This window comes from Microbacterium hatanonis, assembly GCF_008017415.1.
Taxonomy (GTDB): Bacteria; Actinomycetota; Actinomycetes; order Actinomycetales; family Microbacteriaceae; genus Microbacterium; species Microbacterium hatanonis.
Genome location: NZ_VRSV01000001.1, coordinates 2067796 through 2084726, shown reverse-complemented (window position 1 = coordinate 2084726; position 16931 = coordinate 2067796). Strand labels below are relative to the sequence as shown.

Here is a 16931-nt window from a genome sequence, read left to right as displayed (position 1 = left end):
TTCGCGACCCCGACGCTGGATATCGACGGGTGACATCGACGCCTGACGGAGAGACGACACGTGCCTGACTCCACCATCATCTACACCCACACCGACGAGGCCCCGGCGCTCGCGACCGCATCGTTCCTGCCGATCGTGCAGGCGATCGCGCGGCACGCCGACGTCGACGTCGAGACCCGCGACATCTCGCTCTCCGGACGCGTGCTCGCGGCGTTCCCCGAGCGGTTGAGCCCCGAGCAGCAGGTCGGCGACGCCCTGGCCGAGCTCGGCGGTCTCGCGACGCTGCCCGAGGCGAACATCATCAAGCTCCCGAACATCTCCGCCTCGATCCCGCAGCTCAAGGCCACCATCGCCGAACTGCAGTCGCAGGGCTTCGACGTGCCCGACTACCCCGACGAGCCCACGACGACGGAGCAGAAGGACGCCCGCGCCCGTTACGACCGCATCAAGGGCTCCGCGGTGAACCCGGTGCTCCGCGAGGGCAACAGCGACCGCCGTGCACCGCTGTCGGTGAAGAACTACGCCCGCAAGCACCCGCACCGCAACAAGCCGTTCGCCGAGGGGTCGAAGACCCGTGTCGCCACCCTCGGGCACGACGACTTCCGCTCGAACGAGAAGTCGGTCGTCATTCCCGGCGACGACGTGCTCGACATCCGCCACGTCGCCTCGGACGGCACCGTCACGACGCTCCGAGACGGGCTGAAGGTGCTGCCCGGCGAGATCGTCGACGCGACGTTCCTCTCGGCCACGGCGCTCGATGCGTTCCTCGCCGAGACCCTCGCGACGGCCAAGGCCGACGACGTGCTCTACTCCGTGCACCTCAAGGCGACGATGATGAAGGTCAGCGACCCCATCATCTTCGGCCACGTCGTGAAGGCCTACTTCGCCGACGTGTTCGACCGCTACGGCGACGCCATCGCCGCCGCCGGGCTCACCGCGAACGACGGCCTCGGTGCGATCCTCTCGGGCCTGCCGTCGATCGAGGGGGGCGACGAGATCGCCGCGGCGATCACCGCCGACCTCGCATCGGGACCCCGCCTGTCGTACGTGAACTCCGACAAGGGCATCACGAACCTGCACGTGCCCTCCGATGTCATCGTCGACGCGTCGATGCCGGCGCTCGTCCGAAACGGCGGCAAGCTCTGGGGCGTCGACGGCGGCGAAGACGACACGCTCGCCGTCATCCCCGACTCCTCGTACGCGGGCGTCTACCAGGCGACCATCGACGACGTCATCGCGAACGGCCCGCTCGATCCGGCGACGATCGGCACCGTGCCCAACGTCGGCCTCATGGCGCAGGCGGCCGAGGAGTACGGCAGCCACGACAAGACGTTCGAGATCGCCGCTCCCGGCGTCGTGCAGATCACCAACTCGGCCGGCGATGTGCTCATCGAGCACGCGGTCGAGCAGGGCGACATCTGGCGCGCGACGCAGACTAAGGACATCCCGATCCGCGACTGGGTCAAGCTCGCCGTCAGCCGCGCGCGGGCCAGTGACACCCCCGCGGTGTTCTGGCTCGACGAGACCCGTGCGCACGACGCGAAGCTCATCGAGAAGGTGCGCACCTACCTCGCCGACCACGACACCGAGGGCCTCACGATCGAGATCCTCGCGCCCGAAGCGGCGACGACCTACTCGCTGGAGCGCATCCGACGCGGTGAAGACACCATCTCGGTGACCGGCAACGTTCTGCGCGATTACCTCACCGACCTGTTCCCGATCCTCGAGGTCGGCACGAGCGCCAAGATGCTCTCGATCGTGCCCCTCCTCGCGGGCGGCGGTCTGTTCGAGACCGGCGCCGGAGGCTCGGCGCCGAAGCACGTGCAGCAGCTCGTCGCGGAGGGTTTCCTGCGGTGGGACTCGCTGGGCGAGTTCTTCGCCCTCGCGGCGTCGCTCGAGCACCTCGCCGACCGTGCGGGCAACGCGCGCGCGAAGATCCTCGCCGATACGCTCGACGCGGCGACCGGCACGTTCCTCGAGAACGACAGGTCGCCCGGACGCAGCATCGGTGCGATCGACAACCGCGGCAGCCACTTCTACCTCGCGCTCTACTGGGCGCAGGAGCTCGCGGCGCAGACCACGGACGCCGAGCTGGCCGCGGTCTTCGCCCCGGTCGCCGAGGCCCTCGCTGCAAACGAGAAGACCATCGTCGACGAGCTCGCGGCGGTGCAGGGCACGCCCGCCGAGATCGGCGGCTACTACCGACCCGACCCCGCACGGGTCGAGGCCGTCATGCGCCCGTCGACGACGCTGAACGGCATCATCGACCGCGTCTGAGGCCTCTCCTGCGAAGGGCGGATGCTGCGAAGCATCCGCCCTTCGTCGTACCCGCGCCGTCGCTTGCGACCGGAGACCGCGCGTTGGAGCCCGGCTATACGAAAAGGGGCGGATGCTTCGCAGCATCCGCCCCTTTTCGTCGAACTCAGTAGTGGACCCAGACCTCGGTGCCTTTGGGCGCCCAGTCGTAGAGGAACTTCGCCGAGGCGACCGGCAGGTTCACGCAGCCGTGGCTCATGACGTTGCCGAAGTTGTTGTGCCAGTAGGCGCCGTGGAAGGCCTCATCGCCGTTGAAGTAGGCCACCCACGGCACGTTCTCGGTGCAGTACGTCGCGCCGGGGAAGCAGCCCATGTCTTGCAGGGGGGTCTTCCACCCGATGCGGAACGAGCCCGGTGTCGTCGGGCTGCTCGGGAGTCCGGTCGACGATGCCCAGGCGTAGAGCACCTGGTCGTTCTCGTAGAGGTAGGTCATCTGCGTGCTCAGGTTGACCTCGAGGCGGCGCTCGGTGGCGGTCGTCGCGAACGGCGTCTCGGCCACCGTCAGCGGGAACACGCCGTTGCCCTCGGCGAGCTGGCTCGCGAACGCGGAGGCGATGCCGTCGGTCGACTCGAGGGCGCGACCGGTGACGCCGGCGACCTGCTCGAGCAGCACGCCGCCGGAGGAGTCGGTGATGACGTTCGCGTTGACGGCGTCGCGGTTCACGGCTGCGGGGAGTGCGTCGACGCTCGCCTGGATCAGCGCGGGGTCTGCGGTGTAGGTGAAATCGCCGCCGTCGGACGACACCGTGAGCCACGACGCGGCGACGGTGCGATCGACGGGCACGGTGCGCTCCTGGCCGACGTAGAAGCCGACCGTCTCGAGCACGCTGTTGAGCGCGGCGACGGCGGCATCGGCCTCGTCGGTCGTGGCGAGCGCCTCGACGGCGACGGGGGCGGCATCGACGGTGGTGGAGGTCTGCCCGCTGTCGAAGGCCGTCTGCAGGGCGGCCTGAACGGTAGCCAGGTCGACGCCCTCGCCGGCGACCGCGGGAATGGTCACGTAGCTGGCCGATGCGGCGTCGAAGGTCACGGCGGCGTCGACGGGGGCGACGTAGAGGTCGGGGGCGGCGCTCTGGAGCGCGGCCGTGGCGGTCGCCTGGTCGATCGTGACCGCGGCATCGCTGCTGCCCGGGTACCACGTCGACGGGTTCCACATCGGGTTCTCGGCGAACGCGGCGTCGGCGAGCGCCTTCGCATCGACGCTCGCGCCGAGGTCGGCGCCCGTGATCTCGAAGGTGCCGTCGGGGCTGTCGAGCACGACCGTGGTCTCGGCCAGGCGGGCCGAGATCGCGTCGGCCGCACCTCCGGCCGTGAGCCCGCCGACCGGCACGCCCGCGACGGAGGCGCCGGGGGCGATGAGAACGAGGGAGGCGGCGATGAGCGCGGTGAGCGTCGCGCCGACCGGCAGGCCGATCCACAGCGCGGTGCGCTTCTTCTTCGGGCGGCCGGGCTCGGCGGGAGCCCACGCGACCGTGGGGGCGGAACCGTCGCTGCCGCCGTCGACGGTCGCGCCGTCGCGGTCGTCTGCGTCGGCATCCGGTCTCGTGACGAGATCGGTCATGTCGGTCACCCCCCGTTTGATCACTCCATGGTAATCCGGTGGGTCACACCTCCGGGGGTGTTCCATATCACGGTGGCACAACGAAGTGCATCGGATTCACCCGCGGGACGCGCCCCAGACGAGGGGGAGGAGCACGTGGCTGAGCGGAGCGAGCGGCAGAACGGATGCCTCGGCCTCGCCGAACCAGCGCAGCTCCTCGATCTCGGCGCCGATCGTCACGTCCGACGCCGCGACCGGTTCGCGCACCCGGAACGCATGCGCCACGACGGTGAATCCGGGCTCGTTCGCCGCATCCGCCCGGAACTGCCCGAGCGGTTCGAGCGAGGCCGCGTCGACGCTCAACCCGACCTCCTCGAAGAGTTCGCGCGCGAGCGTCTCGGCGGGGGTCTCGTCGGGCTCGGGCTTGCCTCCGGGCTGCATGAACGTGTGCGTGCCGCGTTTGCGGACCAGCAGCGCGCGTCCTTCGTGATCGAGCACGACGGCGGCGCTCACGTGCACTTCGGCGCTCATCGTGCGGCCGTCTCGAAGACCTTGCCGGGGTTGAGGATCCCGGCGGGATCGAAGGCGCGCGCGACCTGTCGCTGGAGCTCCCACTGGTCGGCGCCCAGCTCGTCGGCGAGCCATCGGCGCTTGAGAACCCCGATGCCGTGCTCGCCGGTGAGCGTTCCGCCGAGGTCGAGGGCGGCGTGGAACAGGGCGTCGGCCGCGGCCCAGATGTGGTCGGGCACCTCGGGTCCGTCGAAGACGAAGTTCGGGTGCAGGTTGCCGTCGCCGGCGTGGGCGACGGTGGGGATGACGATGCCGAACTCGCGCTCGATGCGGGCGATCTCGTCGAACATCGCCGGGAGGGCGCTGCGCGGCACCGAGACGTCTTCGATCAGGGCGGTTCCCAGCGTCTCCATCGCGGGATGCATCGAGCGACGGATCGTCAGCAGCCGTTCGCCCTCTTCGCGGTCGGCGGCGACGCGCACGGTGCCACCGGCGGCCCCCAGCACCTCGCTGATCCTCGACGCCTCCATGGCGGCGGCGGGGCCGTCGGTCTGGAGGGTCAGCTGCGCCACACCGGGCGCGGGCGCGTCGAGACCGAGGAGCGCGTGCACGGCGGCGAGGCACGCCGCATCCATCAGCTCCATGATCGCGGGCTGCGCGCCCGAGGCGGTGACGGCGGCGGATGCTGCGGCCGCGGTGCGGACGTCGGGGAAGGTGGCCGCGATCGTGACGACCTCGCCCTCCACCAGGCGACGGAGCTTCAGAGTGGCCGCGACCACGACCCCGAGGATTCCCTCGGACCCGATCACGAGCGAGGTGAGATCGAGGCCCGTCACACCCTTGACGCTGCGGTGTCCGAGCGTCAGGAGGCGCCCGTCGGCGAGCACGATGTCGAGCCCGAGTACGGCGTCGCGGACCACGCCGTACTTCGCGCACAGGAGCCCGCCGGCGCCGGTGGCGATATTGCCGCCGACGGTGGAGATGGCCCGGCTCGCGGGATCGGGGGCCCACCACAGACCCTGGAGGGCGAGGGCGTCGTTGAGCTCGGCGTTGAGGATGCCGGGCTCGACCACGGCGAGCAGATCGTCGGGGCGCACCTCGAGGATGCGGTTCATGCGTCGCACCGACAGGGCGATCTCGCCGCCGCCGGCATTGGCGCCGCCGGCGAGACCGGTGCCCGCGCCGCGGGTGACCACGGGGGTCGAGGTCGCGGAGGCGATCCGCAGCACGCGCTGCACGTCGGCGACCGACTCGGCGTGCACTACCGCGAGCGGCCGCTCGGGGGCGGCGTGGCCCGACTTGTCGGCGCGCGCGGCGTCGAGCGCCTCGGCCGAGGTGTCGACGCGGTCACCGAGGGCGTCGCGGAGCAGCCCGACGACGTCGGCGCTCATGCGAGTCGTCGACGGCCGGCGAACAGGCCGCAGGTGATGGCGACGATCGCGAAGACGATGCCGACCCACACCTGGCCCATGTTCCACCAGGCGACGGTCGCTGCCGCGTACACGAGCAGCTCGACGATCGCCCGCACGAACGGGTGCACGGCCAACACCGCGCGCGGGGAGACGAACAGGGCCCACACGAGGATGGCCGCGACCGGCGCGGCGATGCCGAAGACGATGTTCCAGGGGAGCGGCCATGCCAGGAAGCCCCAGAGTGCGAGGGTCGCGAACGCGAACAAGCCGCAGAGGAAGGCGCCGATCTCGGCGACCGAGGGCCGCGGTCGCATCCCCGGCTGGAGGGGCGCTTCGGCGCGGACGTTCGGGGTTTCGGGCATGCGACCAGTCTACGATCCGTCTCGCCGCGGGGCGGAGGGCGAGCTGCGCGGAGGATCGAGAAGCGGGCACGCCGGCCTGCTCGGGGAGGTCTCCGCGCGCGGGGCACGGGCGGCAGCATCCGGTATGATCTGACCTGTCGCGACTGGCGTTCAAGGTGGAGGACCACCGGGGAGCGACACTGTTTTCGCCTTCTGCACGATGGCATTCGACCGCTCGCCTGGGCCGATGTGGATGTTCGTCGGCGCGCTCCGCGGGCCGACTGCAACCGCAGTATCCACCCGACGATCGAGGAGTCCGCCCGTGTCCGACCCGTCATTCAACGCCCCCCTCTCCGAGGTCGATCCCGAGATCGCCCAGGTGCTCGAGCGCGAGCTCGAGCGTCAGCGCGGCTACCTCGAGATGATCGCGTCCGAGAACTTCGTGCCCGTCTCGGTGCTGCAGTCGCAGGGCTCGGTGCTCACCAACAAGTACGCCGAGGGCTACCCCGGTCGCCGCTACTACGGCGGCTGCGAGGAGGTCGACGTCGCCGAAGAACTCGCGATCGAGCGGGCGAAAAGCCTGTTCGGTGCGCAGTTCGCGAACGTCCAGCCGCACTCGGGCGCTACCGCCAACGCCGCCGTGCTGCACGCCATCGCCCGCCCCGGCGACACGCTGCTCGGTCTCTCCCTCGACCAGGGCGGCCACCTCACGCACGGCATGAAGATCAACTTCTCGGGTCGGCTCTACAACATCGTCGCCTACGGCGTAGATCCCGACAGCTCGCTCATCGACATGGACGAGGTGCGCCGACTGGCGATCGAGCACAAGCCGAAGGTCATCATCGCCGGCTGGTCGGCCTACCCCCGTCAGCTCGACTTCGCCCGGTTCCGCGAGATCGCCGACGAGGTCGGTGCCCTCTTGTGGGTCGACATGGCGCACTTCGCCGGTCTCGTCGCGGCGGGCCTGCACCCCAGCCCCGTGCCGCACGCCGACGTCGTGTCTTCCACCGTGCACAAGACGATCGGCGGCCCGCGTTCGGGCTTCATCCTCACGAACGACGCCGCGCTGGCGAAGAAGATCGACACCGCCGTGTTCCCCGGCCAGCAGGGCGGCCCCCTGATGCACGTGATCGCGGCCAAGGCCACGGCGTTCAAGCTCGCCGCCTCCCCGGCGTTCCGCGAGCGCCAGGAGCGCACGGTGCGCGGCGCGGCCATCGTCGCCGAGCGCCTCACGCGTGACGACGTCGCCGCCGCCGGTATCGCGGTGCGATCGGGCGGCACCGACGTGCACCTCGTGCTCGTCGACCTGCGCGAGGCCGCGATCGACGGCAAGCAGGCCGAAGACCTGCTGCACGAGATCCACATCACGGTCAACCGCAACGCCGTGCCGAACGACCCCCGCCCGCCGATGGTGACATCGGGTCTGCGCATCGGCACCCCGGCCCTCGCGACGCGCGGCTTCGGCGACGCGGAGTTCACCGAGGTCGCCGACATCATCGCCCTCGCGCTGCTGCCGAACGCCGATGTCGAGGCGCTGCGCGCCCGCGTCGCCGCCCTCACCGCAGCCTTCCCGCTGTACCCGGGTCTGACTCAGTAAAGACCGAGAGGTTCGGAAGCCCGGTTGCCGTGGACCTATACCTACGGGCATAGTGATCTGCGGGAGCCGGGCTCTCGACCGTCGACGACGACACGAGGAGAACACATGACCGCGCAGAAGCTCGATGGCAAGGCGGCGGCAGCCGAGATCAAGGCGGAGCTGCGCGAGCGCGTGGACGCCCTTCGCGCGAAGGGCATCACGCCGGGCATCGCCACGGTGCTGGTCGGAGCCGATCCGGCCTCGCAGCTGTACGTGGGCATGAAGCACCGGGAGTCCGAGGCGATCGGCATGAACTCCATCCAGGTCGAGCTGCCCGCCGAGGCGACCCAGGCCGAGGTCGAGGCGACGATCGACGAGCTCAACGCCGATCCGACGTGCCACGGCTACATCGTGCAGCTGCCCCTCCCGAAGCACATCGACACCGATGCGATCCTCGAGCGGATCGATCCCGCGAAGGACGCCGACGGCCTGCACCCGACAAACCTCGGACGGCTCGTGCTCAACGTCAACGCGCCGATCACCACGCCGCTGCCCTGCACACCCCGCGGTGTCCTCGAACTTCTGGTGCGCAACGGATACGACCTCACGGGCAAGGAGGTCGTCGTCGTGGGTCGCGGTGTCACGATCGGCCGCTCGATCGGGCTGCTGCTGACCCGCCGCGAATACAACGCGACCGTGACGCTCACCCACACTGGCACGACCGACCTCGGTCATCACCTGCGGCAGGCCGACGTGATCGTCGCCGCCGCCGGGGTGAAGCACATCGTGCTCCCCGAGCACGTGAAGCCCGGAGCGGCCGTTCTCGACGTCGGCGTCACCCGCGAGACCGACCCCGAGACGGGCAAGAACCGCGTCTACGGCGACGTGCACCCCGGTGTCGCCGGCGTGGCCGGTTACCTCTCGCCCAACCCCGGCGGGGTCGGCCCCATGACGGTGGCACTCCTCATGACGAACGTCGTCGAGGCCGCGGAGCGCGCGACCGCGTGACCCGGCGGCGACGCACGTCGGAGAATCGCACCGGCGTCGGAGGACGCGGGCAGAATCCTCCGACCGCGGTGCGATCCTCCGACGGTGGTGACGCGAACCGCGTCAGGCGAGCTGCACCAGCTCGGTGATGTCGTCGAGGGGGAGCGACTCCGCCGTCGCGGTGACCTCCATCTCGACGAGGTTCGCGAAGCCCGACACGATCGTGAGGAACGCGGTGTCGGCGGCATCGCGCCCGGTCGCGATGCGCACGAGCGTCTGACGCGGCGCCAGGGTCGTCGCGTCCACGATCCGCCACGCGCCGTCGACCCACGCCTCGGCCACCGCGTGGAAGTCCATCGGGTGCAGCCCGGGGGCGTACACGGCCGCGAGACGAGCGGGTACGTTCAGCGCGCGCAGCAGCGCGACGCACAGGTGGGCGTAGTCGCGGCAGACACCGCGGCGGTCCAGCAGGGTGCGCACGGCCCCATCGGTCGGCAGGCTCGACCCGGGCACATAGGCGAGCTCGGTACCCACCCACGACGACACGGCGGCGAGCAGGTCGACCGGGTCGGTGATGCCCGCGAACTCGGCCACCGCCGTCGGCAGCAACCGGTCGGACTCGGCGTAGCGGCTCGGGCGGGTGTAGACGAGCAGGTCGGTCTCGGTCGCGGTGGCGACCTCTCCCTCGTCGACGGTCGCGCGATAGCGCACCTCCAGGCGGCCGGGAGGGGCGCTCAGTCGGTGCAGGCGCGTGCCGTGCGCGTCGTCGACGACGGACGGGTCGAGCCGGCGTCCGTCGATCGAGGCGGTGAACTCCTCCGTCGTGGGGGCGTAGTGCGACGAGACCGCCACGGCGAACACCAGGTCGGCCTGTCCGGTCACATCGAGCACGATCTTGCTGGTCACGTCACGTCTCATGCGCACAGCGTGCCACACCCGCGTCGGCTCGGGCCGCAGCATCCGATCCGAGCCGGGCGGGCGGCGTGCGCGAGGATGTCACCGTGAACCGCGCCTCGCTCCTCGACCGCCGGCTGCGCTCGCATCGGCTGGTCTCGCCCGCCGCGACCCTGACCGCGGCCGCGGCCCACATGCTCGCCGTCCAGGCGCAGGACTTCGGCGCCGGACGATGGGCGCTGGCGCTGCGCACCCGGGGCACGCCGCCGATCTCGTCCGTCGACGCGGCGTTCGCGCGGGGTGCCCTCATCCGGGCGTGGACGATGCGCGGCACCCTGCACATCGCCCCGGCCGCCGACCTCTCCTGGCTCCTCGCCCTCACCTCCGAGCGCCAGCTCGCGCTCGCCGCCGGCCGCCACCGCCAGCTCGGTCTGGACGACGGGGACTTCGCGCGATCGGAGGCGCTCGTCCGCGCGGCCCTGGCCGGGGGCGACCGGCTCACCCGCGCGGAGTTCACGTCGGTGCTCGCCACCGGCGGCGTCGATCCCGAGGGCCAGCGGGGCATCCACGTGCTGCAGACGCTCGCGCTGCGGGGCGTGCTCGTGCTCGGCCCCGTCGCCCCGCGGCAGGGAGGTCCCGGGCGTGAGCAGTACATCGTGCTCGCCGAGGACTGGATCGCGGATGCTGCGCCGCCGCGCGACCCGGCCGCGGAGATGTTCGTGCGCTACATCGCCTCGCACGGCCCCGCGGGCGTCCGCGATTTCGCCTGGTGGAGCGGACTCCCGCTCGGCCTCGCGCGTGGCGCGGCCGACGCCGCATCCGATCGTCTCTCGGTCGTCGCCGACGACCCCGAGCCGCAGTACGTCGCCGCCGGGCCTGCGCCCCGGCGCTCGCCCGCGGCTCCCGACGTGCTCGCGCTGCCGCCGTTCGACGAGTTCTACCTCTCGTACGCCGACCGCACGGCGACCTGCGCACCGGAGATCGCCACCCTCGTGGGTCCGGCCAAGAACGGCATGGTGCGCGCGACCCTCGTCGCCGGCGGGGAGGTGGTCGGCGTGTGGACGCACTCCCTCGCGGTCGGCCGTCACAGCGACGAGCCGATTCCGGAGCTCCTCGTGGCGGGAGCGGCGGACGACTCCGAGGTCGGGGCCGCGCTCGCGCGCTACGCCGCGTTCGTCACGGGCTGAGCGAGCTCAGCGCGCGCTTCCGTAGCGCTCGCCGACGGGGATCTCGACGTCGACCGTGTTGCCGACCTGCGCCAGGGGGCAGGCCCACATCGGGTCGTAGGCGCACGACGGGTTGTAGGCGAAGTTGAAGTCGAGCACGAGCGAGTCGGGTGAACCGCCGAGGTCGGCGCCCTTGATCGTGTCGATGAGGTACCGCCCGCCGCCGTAGGTGCCGCCGGGTACGCGGCTGAGGGCGTCCTTGACGGGCACGAACACGCCGCCCCCGTACGACGCGAGGCGCCACACGTCGAGCCCGCCCACGCCGGGGACGTCGACGCGCCCGATGCGATCGAACGGCACGGTGCCGTCGGTGCCGGTCTCGACCTCCATGCGATGCGGGTCGATGGGCTCGATCCGGCAGGTGAACCGCCACTCGGGGTCGTAGGGCAACACGCGCAGGCCGGTGAAGGCGTCGCGGTCGTCGTCGAGCAGGGGCGAAGCCGGATGCTGCGCGAACAGCTCGTCGCGACCGCGCCGCCACAGGTCGTGGGCTGCGGCGAGGTCGGGGTGATCGCGCACTTCGGTGTAGAGGGCGAAGACGCGGCGGCGCCAGTCGACGATCTCGAGGGCTTGCATACCTCGACCCTAGGCCGCGCGGCGGTGGGGCGGCTCAGGCGTGGCGATCGAGGAAGGCGAAGACCTCGGTGTCGTCGACGCCGGGGAAGTCGCCGCGGGGGAGCGGAGAGAACATGTGGCGGTGAACGCGGGCGCTCGGCCAGGCCTTGCCCGTCCAGCGGCTCGCCGACTCGGCCGGCGGCCTGCGGCAGCACGACTCGTCGGGGCACCGCGACACCGCGCGCGTCTGCGTCTCACGACCGCGGAACCACCGCGCGTCGTCGAAGGGAACGCCGACCGTGATCGAGAAGTCGCCGTCGGAGGTCGTGCCCGTCTGCGTGGAGCACCAGAACGTGCCGGCGGGGGTATCGGTGTACTGGTAGTGCTCGGTGGTGCGGTTCTTCTCGGCGAATGCCGTGCGCGCCGACCAGCGACGGCACACGCGCTGGCCTTCGACGGCACCGGTGACGTCGGCGGGGAGGGGGAGGCCGTCGTTCTCGTAGACGCGCGAGATCGCCCCCGAGCCGTCGGCCCGCAGGAAGTGCAGCTTGATCCCGAGGTGGCGGGTCAGCAGGTTCGTCATCCGCATGCCGGCGGCTTCGTGAGTGACCCCGAAGGCGTCGCGGAAGTCTTCCACCGCGAGGTCGCGATCCTTCTTCGCCTGGTGCAGGAAGGCCACCGAGTTGCCCTCGGGCATGAGGCAGCACGCCGCGTAGTAATTGATCTCCAACCGCTGCTGCAGGAAGTCGGCGTAGTCGGTGGGCGGCCGGTGGCCGAGCAGCCGGTGCGCCATCGCCTGCAGGGCCATCGACCGCAGGCCGTGCCCGCCCGGGATGGATGCCGGAGGAAGGTAGATGCGCCCGTTCTCGAGGTCGGTGACCGAACGCGCCGAGTAGGGCAGGTCGTCGACGTAGAGCAGTTCGAACCCGAGCTGCTCGGCCATGATGCTGACCGTGCGGTGGGTGAGAGCGCCGGAGACGTGCCCGGCGCTCTTGAGCTGCTTCTCGGCGAGCTTCTCGACGTCGGGCAGGTAGTTGTCGACGTCGCGCATCCGCAGGCGCAGTTCGGTGTTCGCGCGGCGCGCCTCCTCGGGGGTGGCGATGGCCTCGCGTTCGCGGCGCTGCAGTTCGTGGTGGAGTCCGAGCACGGTCTCGATCGTGTCGTCCGACATCCCCTTCGTGACCTTCACCGGGGGCAGGCCGAGCTGCCGGAACACCGGACTGGCCTGTGCGCGGTCGAGCTCGATCTCCAGCGCCGCCCGTCGGTTCGGGGGCTCGGCGGAGAGCAGCTCGGAGATGGGCGTCGAGGTCGCGCGGGCGATCTCCTGGAGGAGCGAGAGCTTGGGCTCGCGCTTGCCGTTCTCGATGAGGCTCAGCTGGCTGCCCGCCACCCCGACCTGGGCGCCGAGCTCGTCGAGGGTGAGCCCGCGCGCGAGGCGGTGGTGACGGATGCGGTGCCCGAGGGTCGTCAGCTCGAAGGCGGGAGACGTCATTGTTTGATCCTAGCGAAAGAACGGTGATTCTTATCGAGACTTTTCATCGAAAGACGCGGACAGGCCGGTCAATCTGAGGAGGAACCCCGTTCTGTTCGAAGGAGCTCGCATGGCCATCGCCGACACCCTCACCTTCCGCCCGTCGACGGCGCCCGCGGCCGTGCCCGCCGGCGGGTCGCCGCCCCCGTCGACGTCGCCGGGTCTCATCGCGCTGCGCCTCTGGGTCGACGAGGTCGTCGCGCTCACGAAGCCCGATCGCGTGCACTGGGTCGACGGCAGCGCTGCCGAGCACGACGCCCTGATGCGCGAGCTCGTCGCCGAGGGCAAGCTCATCAAGCTCAATCCGGAATGGCGGCCGGGGTCGTACCTCGCCCGCACGCACCCCGGCGACGTCGCCCGGGTCGAAGCGCGCACGTTCATCGCCTCCGAGAACGAGGACGACGCCGGCCCCACGAACAACTGGGTCGCGCCCGACGAGATCCGCGGCACGCTCACGTCGCTGTTCGCCGGATCGATGCGCGGGCGCACGCTCTACGTCGTGCCGTTCTCGATGGGTGCCGTCGGAGGTCCGCTCTCGCACATCGGCGTGCAGCTGACCGACAGCGCCTACGCCGTCGCGTCGATCGGCATCATGACCCGCGTCGGAACACCCGTGCTGCGCGAGATCGAGAACGGCGCGCCCTGGGTGCGCACCGTGCACTCGGTCGGTGCGCCGCTCGCCCCCGGGCAGGCGGATGCGGCGTGGCCGTGCAACGACGAGAAGTACATCGTGCACTTCCCCGACACCCTCGAGGTCTGGTCGTTCGGCTCGGGGTACGGCGGCAACGCGATCCTGGCGAAGAAGTGCTTCGCCCTGCGGATCGCCTCCGTCATCGGGCGCGACGAGGGCTGGCTCGCCGAGCACATGCTGCTGATCCGTGTCATCGATCCGTCGGGGCGCGCCTACCACCTCGCCGCGGCGTTCCCGTCGGCGTGCGGCAAGACGAACCTGGCGATGCTCCGCCCGACGATCCCCGGCTGGCGGGTCGAGACCCTCGGCGACGACATCGCGTGGATCCGCAAGGGCGCCGACGGTCGGATGTGGGCGATCAACCCCGAGGCCGGCTTCTTCGGAGTCGCCCCGGGCACGGGTGAATCGACGAACGTCACGGCGGTCGAGACCCTCTGGGGCAACACGATCTTCACGAACGTCGCGCTGCGCCCGGACGGCGACGTCTGGTGGGAGGGGCTGACCGACGAGGCTCCGCCGCACCTCACCGATTGGCGCGGCGAACCGTGGACGCCCGACTCGGGGCGCCCCGCCGCGCACCCGAACTCGCGCTTCACCGTGCCCGCCGCTCAGTGCCCGCAGATCGCCGACGACTGGGAGACCCCCGAGGGCGTCCCGCTCGATGCGATCATCTTCGGCGGACGCCGCGCGACCAACGTGCCGCTCGTGCTCGAGGCGACCGATTGGGCGCACGGCGTGTTCCTCGGCTCGACGGTCTCGTCGGAGAAGACCGCCGCCGCCGAGGGCACCGTCGGCGAGCTGCGCCGCGACCCGTTCGCTATGCTGCCGTTCTGCGGGTACAACATGGCCGACTACTTCGCCCACTGGTTGCGGGTCGGACAGAGCCTGCGGTTCGACCACGCGCCGCGCATCTTCCAGGTCAACTGGTTCCGCAAGGGCGCCGACGGCCGCTTCCTGTGGCCCGGCTTCGGCGAGAACGCGCGCGTGATCGATTGGATCATCCGGCGGATCGACGGCAAGGTCCCCGCCGTGACCACGCCCATCGGCCGCATGCCGCGGCTCTCCGACCTCAACCTCGACGGCATCGACGTGCCCGAGGCCGACCTCGAGCAGCTTTTCGAGATCGACCCCCGGTCGTGGCTCGACGAGGCGGATCTGACCGAGGAGTTCTTCGCGACGTTCGGCGGACGCATCCCCGCGGCGCTCACGTCGGAGCTGTCGGCGCTGCGCTACCGCCTCCGCGCCGCGCAGGTCTGACTCCCGCGCGGCAATCGGGCGCCGGGGCACCGCGCTTCGCGCCCTGCCCGCGGCGCCCGGACGCCCGCCCGGTGCGCGGCGCCGGGTGCCCGGTGCACGAACTCAGGCTCGTTCGCCGCGGCGGAGGGGAGCGGTGCGGCCGCGGCGTCAGACGAGCAGCTGGTGGCGGGCGAGGTCACGGTAGAGCGGGGTGGACTCCACGAGCTCGGAGTGGGTGCCCTGACCGATGACGCGCCCGTTCTCGAGCACGACGATCAGGTCGCTGTCGACGACCGTCGACAGGCGGTGGGCGATGACGATGAGGGTGCGCCCGGCAGCCACCGCGTCGATCGCGTCGCGCATGCGCTGCTCGTTGAGCCCATCGAGCGACGACGTCGATTCGTCGAGCAGCAGGATCGGGGGAGCCGCCAGCAGTGCGCGTGCGATGGCGAGGCGTTGGCGCTCGCCGCCCGAGAGCATGACGCCGGCCTCTCCGACGGGTGCGTCGACGCCGAGCGGATTGCGATCGAGCACGTCGCCGAGGTTGACCGCGTGCAGCACGCGCTCGATGTCGGAGTCGGATGCTTCGGGGGAGGCCAGCCGCAGGTTCTCGGCGATGGTTCCGGCGAGGGTCGGGGCGTCCTGCTCGACGTAGCCGAGACGGCTCCGCAGCTCGGCACGGTCGAGGGCGCGCACGTCGGTTCCGTCGAGGAGGATCGCCCCCGCCGTCGGGTCGTAGAAGCGCTCGATGAGGGAGAGGGTCGTGCTCTTGCCCGCACCGGACGGGCCGACGAGGGCGACGCGCGCGCCGCGCGGCACGGTGAACGACACTCCGCGCAGCACCTCGCCGTCGAGTGCGTGAGGCGCGTCGGGGTCTCCGGCGGGCAGGTCGATCGCGGCGGTGGCGAGGTGGGCCGTCTCCAGGGCCGCGAGAGCCTCGGTCTCGGCTTTGCGGCGAGCGGCCACCACGTTCTCCGGGTAGGCGAAGTGCACGTCGCGGAACTCGATCGCGGCGTCGGAGTCGGTCGGGGCGCTCGCAGCATCCGCCGTCACCCGCGCCGCGATCGCCGCGTCGTCCTGTGACTCGACGGGCAGATCGATGACCTCCTGGATGCGCCCGAGCGCGCCGAGGGCCTGATTCACCGACGTGATCGCGCCGAAGAAGCTGCCGAGCGGACCGACGAGGAAGAACAGGAACATCACGAACGTCACCAGCGAGGCGATCGTGATCGCCCCGTCGGCGACGCGGTAGCCGCCCACGCCGAGAACGACGAGGAGCGAGACCTGGAGCGCGACGCCGGCGATCGGCACGACGAGGGCCGAGACCTTCGCGATGCGCACGCCGATGCCGTAGGCCTCGCCCGCGGTCGCCGAGATCGAGGACTCCTCGCGCTCGGTCGCCCCCGAGGCGCGCACCGTGCGGATCGACCCGACGGCACGCTCCACGCTCGAGGCGAGCTCCCCGACCTTCTCCTGCTGCGTCGTGGTGGCTTTGCGGATGCGACCCGACAAGACGCTGACGCCCGCGATCGACACGCCGATCACGACCACGATGAGCAGCAGCAGCACCGGGTCGATGATCGCCATCGCGATGATCGCTCCGACGAAGATGAGGGCGTTGCCGACGCTGTCGGCGAGTCCCTGCGTGAGAACGGCGTACAGGAGCGTCGTGTCGGTTCCCACCCGCGAGACGAGGTCGCCCGTGCGACGGGCGTCGAACTCGCTGATCGGCAGGTGGAGGATGCGGGCGATGAGCTTTCGGCGGCTGGAGTAGACCACGGCGGTGCCGGTTCGCTGCAGAAGGTAGTGCTGGTAACCGGAGATGACCGACGACACGATCACGAGCGCGACGATCGCCCATACCAGCGCACCCAGCGTCTCGCCGTTCTGCACGAGCTCGATGACCTGGCCCACGAGCAGCGGCTGGGCGAGGGTCGTGCCCGCGCCGATGACGCTCAGAACCGCGACGACCACCAGCACCCTCTTGTGCTCGAAGAGGAACGGCAGCAGCTGACGGAAGCTCGCGCGGGGACCGTCGTCGGGAGTGCGGCGGCCGCGGCGTGCGCGTACGGGGGTGGACATGCCGGTACCTCGTTCGATCGTCGTCGGGTGTATC

At 71.0% G+C, this 16931-nt stretch carries 13 protein-coding genes and 1 riboswitch; of the genes, 5 read left to right on the top strand and 8 right to left on the bottom strand.

The window, feature by feature from the left end:
- Positions 1 to 60 precede the first annotated feature (60 nt).
- Positions 61 to 2277, top strand: coding sequence for an NADP-dependent isocitrate dehydrogenase (locus FVP77_RS10000; RefSeq protein WP_147894326.1), 2217 nt, complete (start codon positions 61 to 63; stop codon positions 2275 to 2277).
- Positions 2278 to 2422: 145 nt separating this feature from the next.
- On the opposite strand, the gene FVP77_RS09995 is transcribed toward FVP77_RS10000, so the two are convergent.
- The 4 genes from FVP77_RS09995 to FVP77_RS09980 all read right to left on the bottom strand — a co-directional run bounded on the left by FVP77_RS09995 (position 2423) and on the right by FVP77_RS09980 (position 6140).
- On the bottom strand, positions 2423 to 3877 hold the full coding sequence (locus FVP77_RS09995) for a L,D-transpeptidase family protein (RefSeq protein ID WP_147894325.1): 1455 nt from the start codon (positions 3875 to 3877) through the stop codon (positions 2423 to 2425).
- Between the two features lie 96 nt (positions 3878 to 3973).
- Complete coding sequence (locus FVP77_RS09990) at positions 3974 to 4387, bottom strand: NUDIX hydrolase (protein WP_147894324.1); 414 nt, start codon at positions 4385 to 4387, stop codon at positions 3974 to 3976.
- A complete protein-coding gene (locus FVP77_RS09985; RefSeq protein ID WP_147894323.1) occupies positions 4384 to 5757 on the bottom strand; it encodes an FAD-binding oxidoreductase in 1374 nt (457 codons plus the stop codon). The genes FVP77_RS09990 and FVP77_RS09985 overlap by 4 nt, the downstream gene beginning before the upstream one ends.
- Positions 5754 to 6140, bottom strand: coding sequence for a YrdB family protein (locus tag FVP77_RS09980; protein ID WP_147894322.1), 387 nt, complete (start codon positions 6138 to 6140; stop codon positions 5754 to 5756). Before FVP77_RS09980 ends, FVP77_RS09985 begins: the two co-directional genes overlap by 4 nt.
- Before the next feature lie 129 nt (positions 6141 to 6269).
- Positions 6270 to 6371, top strand: a riboswitch (ZMP/ZTP riboswitch).
- A 70-nt stretch (positions 6372 to 6441) separates the two neighbouring features.
- Here FVP77_RS09980 and glyA point away from each other — a divergent pair.
- Both glyA and FVP77_RS09970 read left to right on the top strand, forming a co-directional pair.
- On the top strand, positions 6442 to 7716 hold the full coding sequence (gene glyA, locus FVP77_RS09975) for a serine hydroxymethyltransferase (protein WP_147894321.1): 1275 nt from the start codon (positions 6442 to 6444) through the stop codon (positions 7714 to 7716).
- Between the two features lie 105 nt (positions 7717 to 7821).
- Positions 7822 to 8703, top strand: coding sequence for a bifunctional methylenetetrahydrofolate dehydrogenase/methenyltetrahydrofolate cyclohydrolase (locus FVP77_RS09970; RefSeq protein WP_147894320.1), 882 nt, complete (start codon positions 7822 to 7824; stop codon positions 8701 to 8703).
- 102 nt (positions 8704 to 8805) lie between these two features.
- Here the strand turns inward: FVP77_RS09970 and FVP77_RS09965 are convergent, their stop codons facing one another.
- On the bottom strand, positions 8806 to 9600 hold the full coding sequence (locus FVP77_RS09965) for a transglutaminase-like domain-containing protein (protein ID WP_147894319.1): 795 nt from the start codon (positions 9598 to 9600) through the stop codon (positions 8806 to 8808).
- Positions 9601 to 9683: 83 nt separating this feature from the next.
- On the opposite strand from FVP77_RS09965, the gene FVP77_RS09960 reads away from it, so the two are divergent.
- On the top strand, positions 9684 to 10763 hold the full coding sequence (locus tag FVP77_RS09960; protein ID WP_147894318.1) for a winged helix DNA-binding domain-containing protein: 1080 nt from the start codon (positions 9684 to 9686) through the stop codon (positions 10761 to 10763).
- Between the two features lie 6 nt (positions 10764 to 10769).
- Here the strand turns inward: FVP77_RS09960 and FVP77_RS09955 are convergent, their stop codons facing one another.
- Positions 10770 to 11378 (bottom strand): DUF1684 domain-containing protein, encoded by a 609-nt coding sequence (locus tag FVP77_RS09955; protein ID WP_147894317.1) that lies wholly within the window; start codon positions 11376 to 11378, stop codon positions 10770 to 10772.
- Positions 11379 to 11412: 34 nt separating this feature from the next.
- Complete coding sequence (locus FVP77_RS09950; RefSeq protein WP_147894316.1) at positions 11413 to 12849, bottom strand: XRE family transcriptional regulator; 1437 nt, start codon at positions 12847 to 12849, stop codon at positions 11413 to 11415.
- A gap of 109 nt (positions 12850 to 12958) precedes the next feature.
- Here FVP77_RS09950 and FVP77_RS09945 point away from each other — a divergent pair, with 109 nt between their 5' ends.
- Positions 12959 to 14836 carry a phosphoenolpyruvate carboxykinase (GTP) gene (locus FVP77_RS09945; protein ID WP_147894315.1) on the top strand — a complete coding sequence of 626 codons (1878 nt, stop codon included), beginning with the start codon at positions 12959 to 12961 and terminating at the stop codon, positions 14834 to 14836.
- A gap of 147 nt (positions 14837 to 14983) precedes the next feature.
- On the opposite strand, the gene FVP77_RS09940 is transcribed toward FVP77_RS09945, so the two are convergent.
- Entirely contained in the window at positions 14984 to 16897 is a 1914-nt protein-coding gene (locus FVP77_RS09940; RefSeq protein WP_147894314.1) for an ABC transporter ATP-binding protein, read from the bottom strand.
- Positions 16898 to 16931 lie beyond the last annotated feature (34 nt).